Source organism: Candidatus Methylomirabilota bacterium, assembly GCA_035315345.1.
In the GTDB taxonomy this organism is placed as follows: Bacteria; Methylomirabilota; Methylomirabilia; order Rokubacteriales; family CSP1-6; genus CAMLFJ01.
In genome coordinates, this window is record DATFYA010000226.1 from 1 (window position 1) to 16,739 (window position 16,739).

The 16,739-nt window shown below is 70.0% G+C and carries 14 protein-coding genes; 6 read left to right on the forward strand and 8 right to left on the reverse strand.

Annotated features, from left to right (window positions below):
- Positions 1 to 346: 346 nt before the first annotated feature.
- The 4 genes from VKN16_28560 to VKN16_28575 all read right to left on the reverse strand — a co-directional run bounded on the left by VKN16_28560 (position 347) and on the right by VKN16_28575 (position 3,712).
- Complete coding sequence (locus VKN16_28560; GenBank protein HME98177.1) at positions 347 to 1,309, reverse strand: D-2-hydroxyacid dehydrogenase; 963 nt, start codon at positions 1,307 to 1,309, stop codon at positions 347 to 349.
- Positions 1,306 to 2,277, reverse strand: a complete 972-nt coding sequence (locus tag VKN16_28565) for a 2-hydroxyacid dehydrogenase (GenBank protein ID HME98178.1) — start codon at positions 2,275 to 2,277, stop codon at positions 1,306 to 1,308. The genes VKN16_28560 and VKN16_28565 overlap by 4 nt, the downstream gene beginning before the upstream one ends.
- Before the next feature lie 4 nt (positions 2,278 to 2,281).
- The gene (locus VKN16_28570) at positions 2,282 to 2,623 is read right to left on the reverse strand and encodes a hypothetical protein (GenBank protein HME98179.1); all 342 of its coding nucleotides are present in this window, start codon (positions 2,621 to 2,623) and stop codon (positions 2,282 to 2,284) included.
- Positions 2,624 to 2,728: 105 nt separating this feature from the next.
- A complete protein-coding gene (locus VKN16_28575) occupies positions 2,729 to 3,712 on the reverse strand; it encodes an ABC transporter substrate-binding protein (protein ID HME98180.1) in 984 nt (327 codons plus the stop codon).
- Between the two features lie 198 nt (positions 3,713 to 3,910).
- Between VKN16_28575 and VKN16_28580 the strand changes: the two genes are divergently transcribed.
- Together VKN16_28580 and VKN16_28585 are read left to right on the forward strand one after the other, a co-directional pair.
- On the forward strand, positions 3,911 to 4,525 hold the full coding sequence (locus VKN16_28580) for an ABC transporter substrate-binding protein (GenBank protein ID HME98181.1): 615 nt from the start codon (positions 3,911 to 3,913) through the stop codon (positions 4,523 to 4,525).
- A gap of 11 nt (positions 4,526 to 4,536) precedes the next feature.
- Positions 4,537 to 5,730 (forward strand): amidohydrolase family protein, encoded by a 1,194-nt coding sequence (locus VKN16_28585; protein ID HME98182.1) that lies wholly within the window; start codon positions 4,537 to 4,539, stop codon positions 5,728 to 5,730.
- Positions 5,731 to 6,206: 476 nt separating this feature from the next.
- On the opposite strand, the gene VKN16_28590 is transcribed toward VKN16_28585, so the two are convergent.
- Complete coding sequence (locus VKN16_28590) at positions 6,207 to 6,746, reverse strand: tetratricopeptide repeat protein (GenBank protein ID HME98183.1); 540 nt, start codon at positions 6,744 to 6,746, stop codon at positions 6,207 to 6,209.
- Positions 6,747 to 6,886: 140 nt separating this feature from the next.
- Between VKN16_28590 and VKN16_28595 the strand changes: the two genes are divergently transcribed.
- Positions 6,887 to 7,726, forward strand: a complete 840-nt coding sequence (locus tag VKN16_28595) for a polysaccharide deacetylase (protein ID HME98184.1) — start codon at positions 6,887 to 6,889, stop codon at positions 7,724 to 7,726.
- Between the two features lie 120 nt (positions 7,727 to 7,846).
- Positions 7,847 to 8,752 (forward strand): polysaccharide deacetylase, encoded by a 906-nt coding sequence (locus VKN16_28600; GenBank protein HME98185.1) that lies wholly within the window; start codon positions 7,847 to 7,849, stop codon positions 8,750 to 8,752.
- Here VKN16_28600 and VKN16_28605 read toward each other — a convergent pair.
- The 3 genes from VKN16_28605 to VKN16_28615 are packed head-to-tail and all read right to left on the reverse strand — an operon-like array spanning position 8,676 to position 14,263.
- Positions 8,676 to 9,848, reverse strand: coding sequence for an efflux RND transporter periplasmic adaptor subunit (locus tag VKN16_28605; protein ID HME98186.1), 1,173 nt, complete (start codon positions 9,846 to 9,848; stop codon positions 8,676 to 8,678). The genes VKN16_28600 and VKN16_28605 overlap by 77 nt on opposite strands.
- Positions 9,845 to 13,000 carry an efflux RND transporter permease subunit gene (locus VKN16_28610; GenBank protein ID HME98187.1) on the reverse strand — a complete coding sequence of 1,052 codons (3,156 nt, stop codon included), beginning with the start codon at positions 12,998 to 13,000 and terminating at the stop codon, positions 9,845 to 9,847. The genes VKN16_28605 and VKN16_28610 overlap by 4 nt, the downstream gene beginning before the upstream one ends.
- A gap of 15 nt (positions 13,001 to 13,015) precedes the next feature.
- A complete protein-coding gene (locus tag VKN16_28615; protein ID HME98188.1) occupies positions 13,016 to 14,263 on the reverse strand; it encodes an aromatic ring-hydroxylating dioxygenase subunit alpha in 1,248 nt (415 codons plus the stop codon).
- Positions 14,264 to 14,587: 324 nt separating this feature from the next.
- On the opposite strand from VKN16_28615, the gene VKN16_28620 reads away from it, so the two are divergent.
- Together VKN16_28620 and VKN16_28625 are read left to right on the forward strand one after the other, a co-directional pair.
- Positions 14,588 to 15,748, forward strand: a complete 1,161-nt coding sequence (locus tag VKN16_28620; GenBank protein HME98189.1) for a transglycosylase SLT domain-containing protein — start codon at positions 14,588 to 14,590, stop codon at positions 15,746 to 15,748.
- A 136-nt stretch (positions 15,749 to 15,884) separates the two neighbouring features.
- Positions 15,885 to 16,736 (forward strand): SDR family NAD(P)-dependent oxidoreductase, encoded by an 852-nt coding sequence (locus tag VKN16_28625; GenBank protein HME98190.1) that lies wholly within the window; start codon positions 15,885 to 15,887, stop codon positions 16,734 to 16,736.
- Positions 16,737 to 16,739 lie beyond the last annotated feature (3 nt).

Below are 16,739 nucleotides of genomic sequence, written 5' to 3' on the forward strand. Positions count from 1 at the left end.
GGGGGGGGGGGGGGGGGGGGGGTGGGGCTCTGACCACGACGCCTTGCGCGGTCTTGTTGCGGTAGCAGTTCCCAATCCTTGACCTGAGGTTCCTGGCTTCCGCCGGAGGAACGGGTCACCCGCCCCACCCCCCGCCACCCCCGCCGCCTCTCCCGGCACCGCGTCTCGCGTGTAGTCGGGGCTGCCATCGACGATCCTTCAACCAGTGACTGCGTATGGTCGCTCCGACGCTTTCTGCCTTGGCTGGGGCCCCGTCGCCGATCTCTTCGGGCGTTCGCTGGCCCGCGGTCGCCGCGGCGTCCCAGCGTTCGCCGGCCGGTCGGCGATGCAACCGCCCGGCGGCGGGTTAGTAGCCTTTTTGCTTGTCGATGAGGGCGAGGAGGGGGCGGTTGGATCGGAGGCGGCGGAGGTTCTCGCAGAAGGTGTCGATGACGCGGGCGGCGCGCCGCGGGGAGCCGCCCGCGGTGTGCGGGGTGATGACCGCGCGCGGGTGCGTCCAGAGCGCGTGGCCCTTCGGGAGAGGCTCGGGGTCGGTGACGTCGAGACCGACCGCCCAGATGAGGCCTTCGTCCAGCGCGGCCAGCACGTCCTCGCCGCGTACGATCTCGCCCCGGGTGACGTTGATGAGGATCGCGGTGCGCTTCATCTGCAGGAAGCGCTCACGGGTGAAGAGATGGTGCGTGGCCTTGGTCAGGGGCAGGCCGATCACCACCACGTCGGAGGCCGCGAGCAGATCGGCCAGCCGGTCCGCCGGCCAAATCGCCTCGACGCCCGCCTCGGGATCGACCGGCTCGATATCCACCCCGAGCACGCGCATGCCGAAGCCGACCGCGCGCCGGGCCACCGCGCGGCCGGTGCCGCCGAAGCCGACGATGCCCATGGTCTGCTCGTACAGCTCGCGCTGGTGCACCCGGATCGGCTCGCGCAGCTCGTAGTCCGGCGTCCGGATCGCGGTGTGCAGCCCGCGGGTGATCGCTAGCAGCAGGGCGAAGGCGTGCTCGGCCAGGTGGATGCCGACCTCGCCCTTCTCGCTGGCCAGCGGGGCCGGGTGGTTGATCAGCTCGGTGGTGAGGATGCTGTCGACGCCGGCCCCGATCGAGTGGTAGTAGACGAGCTTCGTGGCCAGCGAGAACAGCTCGGGATGGACGCGCCCGAAGATGATGTCGGTGTCGGGCAGCTCGCGGCGCTGGGCCGCCCGGTCCTTCGCCTCCACGATGCTCGTGTCCGGGCCGGCCGCCGCCAGGATGCGGGCGCGGTCGCCGGCGCTCAGGCCCGAAACGATCAAGTTCGGGACGAACAGGATCTTCACGACGAAAGCTCGGGGATCACCCACTTGGGCGCCCGGCCGGCCGCCACCCGCTGGATGTTGTCGAACCCGTTGCGGAAGCGCGCGGTCCAGTTCTCCCAGGTGGGGCCGGCCGAATGCGGGGTCAGCGTGACGTTGGGCAGCGCGAAGAGCGGGTGGTCCTTGGCGGGGGGCTCCTCGACCAGCACGTCGAGCCCGGCCGCGGCCGGCCGGCCCGCCCTGAGCGCCTCGTAGAGCGCGCCCTCGTCCACCACCGGCCCGCGACAGGTGTTGATCAGGATCGCGCCCGGCTTCATCTGGGCGAGCTCCCCCACCCCCATGAGATGGCGGGTCGAGTCGTCGAGCGGGACGTGCAGGCTCACCACGTCCGCGGTGCGCAGCAGCTCGGGCAGCAGCACGAAGCGCACCCCGAGCGCGTCCTCCTCCGCCTCGCTCAGCCGCGCGATGTCGTAGTAGAGCACCGTCATGTCGAAGGCGAGCGCGCGCCGCGCCACCTTCTTGCCGATGTTGCCGAGGCCGATGATGCCGAGAGTGCGCCGCGACAGTTCGTACACGCGCTGGTCGTCGAAGCCGCCGACCCGCCACTTGCCGGCGACCACGTCGTTGTGGAAGCGCACCACGCGCTTGAGCACGGCCAGCATCAGCATCATGGTGTGCTCGGCCACCGCGATCGCGTTGGCCCCGCCGTTGTTGCAGACCGGCACTCCCGCCTTGCGCGCGGCTTCGATGTCCACGCGGTCGTAGCCGGCGGAGAGCAGCTGCACCAGCTTGAGGTTCGGCGCCGAGCGGAAGAACTCGCCGCCCATCTGGCGCGCGAGACCCAGGTAGTACTCCGCCTGCCCGGCCGCCGCGTAGAACTCGGGCGTGCCGAACTCGGCGATCAGCAGCTCGAAGCCCTTGGGCGTGAGCGAGCGCGCGATGTCGAGCACCGCGTCGGACTGCTTTGGCGCGAACAGGATCTTGGTGGCCATGGCGTTATTGCTCCGCGAGAGGGATAGTGGCGGTCAGACACGGTACGCTGCCGTGGACGCGGGTGGTATGTCCCTTGCCGGTGGTGTCCTCGACCAGGCGCGCGTCGCCGGGGCCGAAGAGGTGCTTGGAGCCATCGCCCAGCCCGATCTCGAGCTGGCCCGAGAGGATGATCACGAACTGCCGGCGCGGCGCGGGATGCCAGTCGATGAAGTTGCCGACCGGGCTCTCCCGAAACGCAATCTGGGTGGTCGCGAGCCCCTTGGTCCACGACGGGGTTCGCTCGAGATCGATCGGCTCGATGTGGGACTGCCCGTCGGGGCCGGTGTAGAGCCGGAATGTCTTCATGATTCGCCTCGCCGGTGCGGCTTGTCGCGTGAGCGCGGGGATTATAGCACCGGCGGCGCGTGGCGTGACCGCGGGTGGCGGCGTGGACCTACGAACACGGTACCGTCACTCGATGACCTGATCCGCTCGAAGTAGCAGGGTCGGAGGAATGGTCAGCCCGAGGGCCTTCGCCGTCTTCAAGTTGATGGTGAGGTAGTACCGGCCCGGCCGCTGGACGGGCAGCGTGCTCGGCGAGGAGCCCTTGAAGATTCGATCCACGTAGCCCGCGGCGAGCCGAAAGTTGTCGTCCGGGTTGGCGCCGTACGACATCAGTCCCCCGTCCTGGACGAGAGGACCAGCCTCGTACATGGCGGGAATCCGGTGCGTCAGCGCAAAGTCGATCACGCGCTGGCGATTGAGCAGGGTCAGCGCATCCGTGACCATGACCAGCGCATCCGGCCGACTGGCAGTCATGGACGAGAAGGCCGCCGCAAAATCATCCGGCTCGCGCACCCCGAGCGGTTGCACCGCGACGTGGAGCCGTTGGGCGGCCTTCTCCACCTCCTGGTAGCGCAGCGTCATGCCCCGATCGCTCGCATTCCAGAGCACGGCAATCCGCGCGGCGCGCGGCACCGCTTCCGTGATGATCTCCAGACGCTTCGCGCTGAGGTCGACCGACTGATCGGTCACGCCGGTCACGTGGCCACCGGGCCGCGCGAGGCTATCGATCAGGCCGAGGCCGTCGGCATCTCCGACCAGGGCCATCACGACCGGAATCGATGGCGACGCCTGATTGGCGGCGGCGGTCGACGGCCCTCCTACGGTCACGATCACGTCGACGTGGAGTCGGACGAGCTCGGATGCGAGTCCGGGGAGCCGATCCTGCTTGCCGTCGGCCCATCGGCTCTCGTAGACGACGTCCCGCGGCTCGATGTAGCCGAGGTCCTGGAGGGCCCGGCGCAGGGGCAACGGGGCCGCCCCATCCGGCGACCGTCCGCCACCGGACAGGAAACCGACTCGCCACGTCTTGGTCTTCGGCTGCGCCTCGGCGATCAGCGAGGCGGCGAGGAGGCCACCGGTCAGGGTTTGCAGGAATGCTCGCCGGTTCATTCCGCGACTCCCTCCTGACCGCCCACCGGTCGCGATCCCATCGCGCGGCAATCTACGCGCGTCGGCCGAGTCGCGTTCCTCGCTGCCCACCCGACCGGGATCTTCTCCGCTTTACTCAATCCGATTAGGTTTATATCATCGCACCTGGCGCTTGCCCAGGGAGGACGGCTCCTGCGACCGCTCGTCGGTGCGCTCGTCGTGATCGCGTGGTCGCTGTGCCTGGCTCCGGCCGGGAGCGCGCAGTCGGCTGCCCCGACGCGGGCCGGGCAGATGACGTGGGCGATGCACTTCACGCTGGCGGCGCGCTGGCTCGATCCCGCCGAGACCGAGGGATCGATCACGCCGTTCCTCACCCTCTACGCGGTCCACGACGCGCTGTTGAAGCCGATGCCCTCCGGCCCGAGCGCGCCCAGTCTGGCCGAGTCCTGGACCGTCTCGCCCAACGGCCTGGTCTACGAGTTCGTGCTGCGCGCCAGCGCGCGCCTCCACAACGGCGAGCGGGTGACTGCGGAGGACGTGAAGTTCTCCTTCGAGCGCTATCACGGGGCGAACGCCACCGCGCTGAAGGAGCACGTGCGCGAGGTCCGGGTCGCCTACTTCCTGAATGGGCCGGTCGCGGAGGAGGTGCGTCGCACGCCCGGCCTGCGCCTGATGGCAGATCCAGCGCATCTGGGCGAGAAGAAGATCTTCGCGCCCATCTGGGAGAACGGATTCATCCGCGGGGTCGGCCCGCGAGTGGAAGAACCGGCGCTCACCCTGATCCCCGCGTTCCCGTACTCGGCTCCCTACGAAGACGTCCGGCTCAAGCCGTGAGGAGACCCGCCATGCGCTACGAGATGATCTCCGCCGATTGCCACCTCGACCTCTGCTGGCTGCCCCCGGACCTCTTCACCGCCAACGCGTCGCCCGCCCTGCGCGACCGCATGCCCCACGTGGTGGATGGCCCGAAGGGCCCGACCTGGATCACGCAGAAGAGCGCCAATCTCGGGCTCGCCTGCGGCATGGGATCGGCCGGCCGCGAGTACGTGCCTGGCCGCATCCATCGCGCGGACCGCATGGCCGAGACCGGGCTCTACGAGGATGGCAAGCGCGGCATCCGCCGGCTCACCGAGCCCGACCTGCGCCTGAAGGATCAGGACCGCGACGGCGTGCAGGCCGAGGTGCTCTACGGCATCCTCGGGGCCACCGGGCGCATGAACGATCCGGAGGCGGTGGTCGAGGTCATCCGGATCTACAACGAGTGGCTCGCCGACTTCTGCTCGACGCATCCCGAGCGCTTCGCCGGGCTCGCCTCGATCCCCAACGCGCCGATCGACGCGGCCATCGCCGAGGTCGAGCGGGTGGCCAAGCGCGGCGCGGTGCGGGGGCTCGACATCGCCAACTCGGCGGATCTCACCGCGCTGTGGGATCCCTACTGGAACCCGCTCTGGGAAGTGATCCAGGCCAGCGGCCTGCCGCTGCACTTCCACACCATCGGCAGCCGGCTCCCCGACAATCTCCAGAAGCTCGTGTTCGTCGGCTCGGACCCCTCGCGGGCGCCCGCGGACATGTCGGCGGAGGACCGGCGCACCTCGCGGGTGGCCTTCGCCACCCACATCACCGGCTTCCAGATCAACATGGCCAACATCCTGATGGCGATGATCTACGGCGGCGTGCTCGAGCGCTTCCCGCGCCTGCGCGTGGTCCTGGGTGAAGCCGGCATCGGGTGGATCCCCTACATCCTCTGGCGGATGGACGGCGAGTGGGAGGACCAGTTCAAGGATCTGTCGCTCACCATGCCGCCGAGCGAGTACTGGAAGCGCCAGGTGTGGGCGACCTACCAGACCGATCCGGTGGGCGTGAAGCTGCTGGACGAGCTGGGCGTGGACAAGGTCATGTGGGGCTCCGACTTCCCGCATCCCGACGGCGTGTGGCCCGACTCGCGGGAGTACATCGCCCGCGAGCTCGGCCATCTCCCCGCGGCGGTTCGCCACAAGATCGTCTGCGACAACGCCGCGCGCCTCTACAACCTCGCGTAGCGTTCTCCCGCGGGCGGCGATACCCGGCGGGAGGGAGGGGCGGGGGAGGGTCCCCGACCACGAGGCTCTGCGGCCTTCCGCTCGGGGGCGCTTGCAGTTCCCATTCCGTAGGGTTTGGTGTAGCGGCCCACATCGGGAACGGGTCGGTTGACCCTCACCCGCCCCTCCCTCCCGCCGGGCCTCTCCGCCCACGGGACTCTCCTCGGGTCTCATACCCGCGGCATCACCGCCGGCGGACCACAGACAAACCGCCACGCGAGATTCTGAATCTTCAAAAGCAAGAGCATGGCGACTGGGGCTCCGCGAGGGCGCGTGGGTTGGGGGGCGGGAGGGGCGGGGGAGGGTCAACCGACCCGTTCCCGATATGGATCGCTACGCCAAGCAGTACCGAATGGGAACTGCTCGCGCGGAGGCGGGAGGCCGAAGAGCGTCGTGGCCGGGGACCCTCCCCCGCCCCTCCCGCCCCGCCCCACGCGCTAATGCGACGACGATGCGGTCGGCTTGGTCTTGCCGCCGGTCTTCTCGTAGGCCTCGACCGCCTTCTTGAGATCGCTGTACTCCGAGCACGGGAAGAAGCACAGCTTGTCGAGCGTGCGCAGGTGATCCTTCGCCTTGGGCAGGTTGTCGAGCATGAGGTAGGCCTCGCCGATGTACTCGTGGGCGCCCCGGTGCTTGGGGTCGATGGCGAGCGCCTTCTCGTAGTACGGGATCGCCCCGGTGGGGTTGCCGTTCTTGCGAGTGGCGTAGCCGAGCCAGTTGTAGGCATCGGCGTTCGCGGCGTCGCGCGAGACCACGTCCTGCAGCAGGGGGACCGCCTTGCCGTACTCCTTCGCCTTGATGGCGGTCACCGCCTCGGTGTACCTGGGATCCTCGGGCTTGCCCGCGACGCCGCCGGAGCCGTCGGCCCCGCCGCCGCCTCCGCCCCCCGCCGCCCCGACGGGCACCGGCGACGCGGCGGCCAGGAGCATCACACCCACGATGACGAGGAGCGCGGAGCGACGCAGCGTGTCGAGCATGGCGAGCCTCCTTCAACTCTCAACCGAAGAGTCCAGTCGACGGTTCCCCTGGATAGTGCCCCGGATTGCGAACGTCGGGAAGGCTGGTCTATGCTGCTGCCTCGACGTCGCACCTCACCCGGCCTCGCGCGGAGGACACGATGGCGGACGCAGTGACCTGGCCCGATGGCGCCCGCTGCGCCATCATGATGACGTTCGATCTCGACGGCGAGAGCCCGTGGATCCATCGCGACGCCGCCCTCGCGGATCGGCCGCTCCACATGTCGATGGGCGCCTACGGGCCGAAGACCGGCATGCCGCGGATTCTCGACCTGCTCGACCGCTACGGCATCCGGACCTGCATCTTCATCCCGGGCTGGATCGTCGAGCGCTATCCCGCGCTGTGCGAGGACATCGTCCGCCGCGGCCACGAGGTCGGCCACCACGGCTACCTCCACGAGAAACCCTTCTTCATGAAGAGCCGCGAGGAAGAGGAGGAACTGCTGGTCAAGAGCCTCGCCATCTTCGAGAAGATCCTGGGCGTGAAGCCGCTCGGCTCACGCTCGCCGTCGGCGGACCCGAGCCGACACACCATGGAGCTCCTCAAGCAGCACGGCTTCGTCTACCACAGCAACGCCCTCGACACCGACCTGCCCTACTGCCACCAGACCACCCACGGGCCGCTCGTGGAGTTTCCCACCGCGTGGTGCAACAACGACGCGCCGTTCTTCATGTGGAGCTCGGTGCCGCCGGTCGGCAACGGCATCTGGAGCCAGCAGGACGTGTGGGAGATCTGGTCGGAGGAGTTCGAAGGCCTCTACGCCGAGGGCGGCTTCTTCAACTGGCTCGCCCATCCCCAGATCATCGGGCGTCCCTCGCGGCTGCGCATGGTGGAGCGGCTGATCCAGCTCATCCTGGGCAAGCGGCAGGTGTGGTGGCCGCGGCCGATCGATCTCGCCCGCTTCTGGCTGGAGAAGAGCCGGCCGGCGGCCCCCGCCTGAGATGCCGGCCTCCGTCGCCTACTGGGCGGTCGTGCCGGCCTCCGCCGAGGCGGGCTACCTCACCGGGCAGCTCCTCCGCCCGAGCGGCGGCCGGGTCTCCGGCTGATCGCAGAGCCTTCCATGCGCTATCGGTGGCCCCACGGCAAGCAATCGGCAGTGGTCCTGTCCTTCGACTTCGACGCCGAGTCCGGCTTCCTGTTCCGCGAGCCGGAGAAGGCGCGGCGCAGCCTGGGCGACCTCGAGGAGCGCCGCTTCGGCCCGCGCGTGGGAGTGGACCGCATCCTGCGCCTGCTCGATCGCCTGCGGATCCGGGCGAGCTTCTTCATCCCGGGCTGGACGGTCGAGAACCATCTCGCCGAGTCGATCCGCATCCGCGACGCCGGCCACGAGATCGGCGCGCACGGCAACGTGCACGAGGCGCTCGCCTTCCTCGACGCTCCGCAGGAGGAGCGCGTGATGCGCGAGCAGCTCGAGATCCTGCGCTCGCGCCTGGGCGTGCGCCCGCTCGGGTACCGCTCGCCGTCGTGGGACGTCAACGTGTGGACGCCCGATCTGCTGAAGCGCCACGGCTTCCTCTACGACTCGTCGCTGATGGGCAACGACGTGCCCTACGAGGTGGAGACCGCGCAGGGGCCGCTGATCGAGGTGCCGGTGCAGTGGCTGCTCGACGACGCGCCGCTGTTCCGCCACGTCTACGGCGCGACCAATGCGATCGCCGACCCGGGGCGCGTGCTGCAGATGTGGAGCCGCGAATTCGCGGCGATGCATCCCGAGAACGGCTGCTTCGTGCTGACCTGCCATCCGTTCGTGAGCGGACGGGCCTCGCGCATCGCCCTGCTGGAGGACCTGGTGGCCCACATCCGCCGGGCGCGCGGGGTGTGGTTCGCCACCTGCGAGGAGGTGGCCCGCTGGCACGCGGCCCGGCCGGCCGCGGCGGACGAGCGGCCGGCTACCCGCCCGACTTCGGCGGCGGGGCGCCGGCCTTCGGGCGCTCGGACGGCCGCACGCGGACGGCGGTCCCGCTGACCAGCGAGTCGGCGGGGTCGACGATCACCACGTCGGTGGGCTGCAGGCCCGTCACCACCTCGACGCTGCGGCCGTAGTCGCGGCCGATCTTCACCGGGACCAGCTCGGCGCGGCCGTCGCGCACCACCGCGACCTGCAAGCCCTCCGAGCGGAAGAGCAGCGCGTTGGCCGGAATGGTCAGGCCCCGGGTCGCCACGCCGACGTGCAGCCGCACCACCACGTAGGCGCCCGGCAGCACCTCCTGGTTGGGGTTCTCCATCTCGACCTCGCTCAGCATGGTGCGCGCGGTGGGATCGAGCGCGTTGGAGGTGCGGGCGAGCGTGCCCCGGTAGACCTTGCCCGGCTTCTCCTCGAGGGTGATCGCGGTCTGGGCCCCCGGACGCGCGTTCTGCGCGTAGGCCTGGGGCACCGACACGAAGATGCGCAGCCGGTCGATCGCGGCCAGCCGGAACAGCTCGCGCGCCTGGCCGCCCGCGCCCGCGTCGATGAGCGCGCCGATGTCGGTGTTGCGGGCGGTGACGACGCCGGTGAAGGGCGCGACGACCTTCTGGAAGCCCTGGAGGTCCTCGAGGCGCTTCACGTTCGCCGCGTTCGAGTCGACCATGGCCTGCTTGGCGATGTAGTCGCTGATCTTCTCGTCCGCCTCCTGGCGGGAGACCGATTCGCGCTTGACCAGGAGCTGCCAGCGGTCCGCGGTGGTCCGGGCCAGCTCCATGGTGGCCCGCGCGTTCTCGAGCATCGCCCGGGCCTGGCGGAGCTGCTGATCCAGCTCCGGCGTCTCGATCTCGGCCAGCACCTGCCCCTGGGTGACCCGCGAGCCGATGTCGGCGTACCACTTCTTGAGATAGCCGCTGGCCCGCGCGTAGATCGGCGCGTCGGTGAAGGCCCGCGCCGTCCCGGGCAGCACCAGCTCGTCGGAGGCCGTCGAGGCGGTCGACGGCGTCACCACCGCGACGGTGGGGATCGCCGCTTCCTCGGTGGCGCGCTTGAGCGCCGCGTCGGCGCCGTGCCGGCCCTGCAGCCCCGCGTAGATGGCGACCCCGAGAACGAGCGCGATGCCGAGCAGCGCCCACAGTCCGCGCGACGACCGGTTCACGCCGGGCGCTCCGCCGCGGCGCGCCGTCGGCCGCCGTGCAGCAGGCTGAACACCGCGGGGACGAAGATCAGCGTGGCGATGGTGGCGCAGACGAGCCCACCGATGACCGCGCGGCCCAGCGGGGCGTTCTGCTCGCCGCCCTCGCCCATCGCCAGGGCCATCGGGATCATGCCGATGATCATGGCCAGCGCGGTCATGAGGACGGGGCGGAAGCGGGTGAAGCCGGCCTCGATGGCGGCCTCTCGCGCGTCGCCGTGGGCGGCGAGACGCTCGCGGGCGAAGGACACCACCAGGATGCTGTTCGCGGTGCCGACGCCCATGCACATGATCGCGCCCATGAGGGCGGGCACGCTGAGGGTGGTCTGGGTGAGGAACAGGAACACGATGATGCCGGCGAGGGCGGCGGGCAGCGCGCTGATGATGATGAACGGGTCGAGCCACGACTGGAAGTTCACGACGATCAGCAGGTAGACCAGCACGATCGCGAAGGCGAGGCCGCCCAGCAGCCCGAGGTAGGAGGCCCGCATGGTCTCGACCTGCCCGCGCAGGGTCATGAAGCTGCCCCGCGGCAGGTGGGCGCGATTGGCGTCGACGATGCGCGCGATATCGCGGCCGACCGCGCCCAGGTCGCGGTCCTGCACCGAGCCGTAGATGTCCACCACGCGCCGCGTGTTGTAGTGCGAGATCACCGCCATCCCGTTCCCCCGCTCGATGGAAGCCACGTCGCCGAGGATCTGGGGGCGGGAATCCGCGGTCGCCCCGCCGAGCGGGATGTTCTGGATGTCCTGGAGCGACTGCACCGAGTACTGCGGGGCCTGGGTGACCAGGCTGTAGCTGACTCCGTTCTGCCAGTTCAGGAAGGTGGCCGGGTTGGTCTGGCCGCTGCCGCTCAGGGTGAGCAGCACGCTGTTGGCCACGTCCCGCGGGGTGAAGCCGGCGCCGGCGGCCTTCGTGCGGTCGACGCTCACCTCGAGCTTCGGGGCGTCGAAGTTCTGCTGGATGCGCAGGTCGGTGAGGCCGGGCACCTGGCGCAGCTCGGTGAGCATCCGGTTGGCGACCTGCCGGTTGCCCTGCAGGTCGCTGCCTTCGATCTGCACGTCGATCGGGGCGGGGAGACCGAAGTTGAGGATCTGGGTGACGATGTCCGCGGGCACGAAGTAGAAGGTCACCCCCGGGAACTCCTCGGGGAGCCGGCGGCGCAGCGTGCGCATGTGATCCTCGGTCGGCCGCCGGTTCTTGCCCAGCGTGACCAGGATGTCCGCGTCGGCGGCCCCGATGAAGCCGGAGCGGCTGTAGATGGTGTTGATGGTGGAGTACGGCATGCCGATGTTGTCGATGATGCTCTCGAGCTCGCCGGGCGGGATCTCGCGCCGGATCGCCGCCTCCACCAGATCCGCGAGCCGCGCGGTCTCCTCGATGCGGGTGCCGGTCTTGGCCCGCAGGTGGAGGATGAACTGCCCGTTGTCGCTGGTCGGGAAGAAGTTCTCGCCGAGCCAGGGTAGGAGCAGCCACGCGAGCAGGCACACCGCGAGGAACGCGCTCACGAAGGCGCCCTGCCGGGAGAGCAGCCGCACCAGCAGCCCGCGATAGGCCTCGCGGATCCGGGCGAAGCCGCGCTCGAACCCGCGCTGCAGCAGCACGAACGGGTTGCGGGACGGCGCCGCGTGGTGATCGTGGCGGCGCAGCAGGTACATCGCCAGCGTGGGCACCAGGGTGCGCGAGAGCACGTAGGAGGCCAGCATGGCGAAGACCACCGCCTCGGCCAGCGGCACGAACAGGTACCGGGCCACCCCGCCCAGGAAGAACATGGGCAGGAACACGATGCAGATACAGAGGGTGGAGACCAGCGCGGGCACCGAGATCTGGGCCGCGCCCTCGAAGATCGCCGCGCGCAGCTCGCGGCCCTCCTCGAGGTAGCGTTCGATGTTCTCGATGGTGACGGTCGCGTCGTCCACCAGGATGCCCACCGCGAGGGCCAGCCCACCCAGGGTCATGATGTTGATGGTCTCGCCCAGGAAGCCCAGCGTGATGACCGAGGTGAGGATGGAGAGCGGGATCGACACCGCGATGATCAGCGTGCTGCGCCAGCTCCCGAGGAACAGCAGGATCATCAGGGCGGTGAGACACGCGGCGATGACCGCCTCGTGGATGACCCCCGAGATGGCTCCGCGCACGAAGATCGACTGATCGGCGAGGAGGTCGATCCGGAGCTCGGGGGGCAGCGTGGTGGCGACCCGCGGAATCGCGGCCCGGATGTTGTCCACCACGTCGAGGGTCGAGGCGTCGCCGCTCTTCAGCACGGTGAGCAGGGTGCCGCGGCGGCCGTCGCGCCGCACGATGTTGGTCTGCACGCTGAAGCCGTCCCGCACGTTGGCGACATCTCTCAGATAGATGGTCGAATTCCCCATCACCTTGATCGGCACGTCGCCCAGCTCGGGCACCGTCCGGGGGGCCGCGTTCAGGGTGACGTCGTACTCGAGGCGGCCGATCTTGGCGGTGCCCGACGGCAGGATGAGATTTTGTAGATTCAGGGTGTCGAGCACCGCGCCCGGCGAGAGGCCCTTGGCCTGGAGCAGGCGCGTGTTGAGGTCGACCATGATCTGCCGCTGCTTGCCCCCGTAGGGCCACGGGATCGCCACGCCCGGGATGGTGACGAGCTGCGGGCGGAGGAAGTTCACTCCGAGGTCGAAGAGCTGCTGCTCGGCCAGCCCGTCGCCGGACAGCGCGAGCTGGAGGATCGGCACGCTGGAGGCGCTGTAGTTGATGATGAGCGGCGGCGTGGTGCCCGGCGGGTACTGACGCAGCACGGTCTGCGAGATCGCGGTGATCTGGGCGTTGGCGGTATCCAGGCGTGCGGAGGGCTGCAGGAAGATCTTGACGATGGCCTGCCCGCTCGTGGTGGTGGACTCGATGCGCTGGATGTTGTCGACGGTGGTGGTGAGCGTGCGCTCGAAGTTCGAGGTGATGCGCCCTTCCAGCTCCTCGGTGTTGAGCCCGCGGTAGTTCCAGGCGACCGCGATGACCGGGATGTTGATCGAGGGGAAGATGTCGGTGGGGGTGCGCGCGATGACCACCGGGCTCACGATCAGGATCAGCAGCGCCAGCACGATGAAGGTGTACGGCCGATCCAGGGCGACGCGGACGATCCACATGGCCGGCGGAGACTCCTAGCCGGTGACCGCGCGGCGGCCCGCTTCGCGCAGCCGTCGCCGGTCGTCGGTCGGGTCGGCGGCGGGAGGCAGGCGGAGGACCAGGTCCTGCGTGTGGGTGGGAATCACCTTGCCCTCGGGCCAGTGCGTGCCCCAGGGATCGAGACCGGCCTGCACCGCGCGGATGCCGTCGCGCACGATCCGCCGCAGCATGACGACGCCGCGGTCGGTGGAGGCCAGGTGCTCGACCGCGTGCACCGCGATCGGGCGCTGGCTCGCCTGCGCGTCGTAGTCGGCCGGGAAGCGCTGGCGCGCCTCGTAGGGCCGGTCCTCGGACTGGCCGAATCCGGGCCGCGCCACCTGCGCCGCGGTGAGCCCCCACGCGGGATCGACCTGGGCCAGCTCGAAGTTGGTGGTGTGCGTGTCGTCGTTGGGCACCGCCCACCGGATGATCACCGGCCGGCTCGCCGCCTTGGGCGCGGTCGCCTCCTCGATCTCGCGCGTGAACTGGTGCACGTTCGGGGGCATGAAGTCGCAGACGCGCACCCAGACCAGATCGCTCACGCGGCGGGTCGCGATGTACACCATGCCCGCGTCGGTGGTGAGCCAGTCCAGCTCGGGCACCACCCCGAAGGCCTCGGTGAACTGGTAGCCGCTCGACAGCGCGTGCAGGAAGGCGGTGTGCACCGGGTCCATGCTGTTGTCCTTCACCTGGAGCCAGTTGCACGGCAGCGAGAACTCGGCCGCGGGCATCAGGGTGAGGCCCGGCACCTCGAAGGAATCGTAGTGGGGAAACGCGGGCCGCCGGTCGGGCGGCCCGAGGTACGCGAAGACGAGGCCGCAGTACTCGCGCGTGGGATACGCGCCCTGCCAGACCCGCTCGCAGAGCCGGCTGCCCGCCGGCTCCCCGGGCGTCTCGAGACAGCGTCCGTCGACGTCGTAGACCCAGCCGTGATAGCAGCAGCGCAGTCCGCGCTCGAGCGGGATGCCGAACTCGAGCGAGGTGCCGCGATGCGCGCAATGCAGGTGGAGCACGCCCACGCGGCCGCCACGATCGGCGAACACCACCAGATCCTCGCCGAGGATGCGCACGCGGCGCGGCGGCCCGTCCAGATCGCGGGTGAACGCCACCGGCTGCCAGAAGCGCCGCAGATATTCGCCGCACGGCGTGCCGGGCCCGACCGCGGTGAGATCGAAATCGGGAGGAGGTGTCGTCCGGCGCGCGTACCCGTCGAAAGGAGTGCCGGACGCGCTCACCGAAGCCATGGATGCGCCCCAGCATGGGGCCGGTCCGACCGCGCGTCAAGGGGCGCCCGGTCGCAGGCGAGGCCGTGTAAGAGCTCCGGATCGGGTGCAACCCGTGCACGGTCGCGCAAAACTCCCATGGTGGGCCGCCGGGTACCCAGGCAGGGATTTCCAGCCTCCATGTCACGCTGAAAACACCATATCAGTCCGGTAGTTACCAGTGGAATAGTGCTTGCTCCCTGGCCGCCCATGGCTACGACACCACGGACCCTTCGAACCGGTTCTGTTGCGTTCGTTTTCGCGTGCCTGGCATTGACTGCGGGCGCCGCCGCCGAGGTCGATCCGGTGCCGATCAACATGGCGCTGAGCGCGGCGGCCCACGACTTCATCGCGCCCGCCCCGGCGGTCTGGCCCGCGCCCACGGACGCTCCCCCTGTCCCCGCCGGCGGATGGATCGACGTCTTCGGCGAGCCCGCCGAGGCGCTCGCGCCGCGGGTGGCCAGCTTCACGCCGCCCGCCGATCCGGCGCCACCGATCGTGGTCGCGGCCATGCCGTCGGCCGCCTACCGCGTGCACGACAACCGGCACGTGCGCTTCTTCCTCGATCGCTTCCGGACCGGTGACCGCCGCGCCGTCGTCGAGTCCTGTCTCGTCCGCGCCGGACGGTATCTGCCGATGATCCTCGACGTGTTCCGGCAGAAGGGTCTGCCCGACGAGCTCGTCTTCACCGCGATGATCGAGAGTGGGTTCAACCCGGTCGCGGTCTCGCACGCCGGCGCCAAGGGTCTCTGGCAGTTCATGGCGCCGACCGCTCGCCTCTACGGGCTCCGGGTGGACCGGTGGCTCGACGAGCGGCTCGATCCCGAGAAGTCCACGGTGGCCGCGGCCAACTACCTCCGCGATCTCCACAACCAGTTCGGCTCCTGGGACCTGGCTCAGGCCGCCTACAACGCGGGCGAGGTGCGGGTGCAACAGGCCATCCAGGGCACCGGCTCGCGCGACTTCTGGCGGCTGCACCGCAGCCCGCTGCTCCTCGAGGAGACCAAGAACTTCGTGCCGGCCATCCACGCGGCCACGCTGATCGGCCGCGAGCCCGAGCGCTACGGCTTCACGGTGGTGCCGGCGGAGCCGCTGCGCTACGAGCAGGTCACGGTCCCGCGCGGCAGCCGGCTCGTCCGTCTCGCCGCGCTCTCGGGCGTGACCGTGCAGGACCTGGAGTCGCTCAATCCCGAGCTTCGCCAGAAGCAGACGCCGCCGGACTCGACGTACGAGCTGAAGGTGCCCCTCGGCTCGGCCGGCGCGGTGCAGGCCGCGGTCCGGATGGACCTGGCCCCCCGCAAGCACGCTCCGGCGCCGCGGGCCGGCGTGCACGTGGTCCAGTCCGGCGATACGCTCTGGCGCATCGCGCAGCAATACGGCGTCTCCGCGAGTCAAATCGTCACGTGGAACGGCCTGGAGAAGCCCGACCGCATCTTCCCCGGCGAGCGTCTCCGCATCACCGCCTAGGCGGGGTCAGGTCTTGCATTACGACATTTTCGTCCGGGGTCCCGCCAGGGCCCGCGGAGGAAATGTCGTAATGTAAGACCTGACCCCAGCCGGTTGACCGGGCGCGGCGGGCGTGGAGAATAGCGGCCCAGGGCTCATGGGCCGACTCGATGGGAAGGTCGTCGTGGTCACCGGCGCGAGCCGCGGCATCGGCGCCGACGTGGCCCGCCTCTTCGCCGCGGAAGGCGGCCGCGTGGTCTGCGCGGCACGCACCCTGGAGGAAGGACAGCACCCGCTCGCCGGCTCTCTCGCGACGACCGTGGCCGCCATCCGCGAGGCGGGCGGCGAGGCGCATGCGGTCGCCAGCAACATCGCCGAGGCCACGGAGTGTGAGCGGCTGGTCCAGGAAGCGCGCGAGCGCTACGGGCCGGTCGACGTGCTCGTGAACAACGCGGCCCTGACGTACTACGTTCCGGTCAAGGACTATCCGGTCTCGAAGTGGTTGCGCTCGTGGGCGGTGAACTTCCAGGCCCCGTTCATCTTGAGCCAGCTGGTGCTCGGAGACATGATCCCGCGCCGGCGCGGCGCCATCGTGAACATCTCCTCAGGCTCGGCCATCGGCCCCGGGCGCGGACCCTATCCGGACGCGACGGTGGGCGCGCGCGGCGGCACCTGCTACGGCGCCGAGAAGGCTGCGCTCGAGCGCTTCACCCAGGGGCTGGCGTCGGAGGTCTACCAGTACGGCGTCTCGGTCACGTCGGTCGCGCCCTCGCAGGTCGTCCCCACTCCGGGCACCGTGTATCACCGGCTCGTGAGCGGGCTAGACGACCCGCGAGGCGAGCCGCCGCTGCTGATGGCCCAGGCCGCCCTGCTCCTGGCCACCGAGCCGCTCGACCGCGTGACCGGCCGCGTCACCTACAGCCAGCAGATCCTCCGCGAGTTCGGCTGGATCGAGCACGGCCGCGGCCGCGGTGTCGACTCGCGCGGGAGCGGCTACTCGGAGATCTAGCGA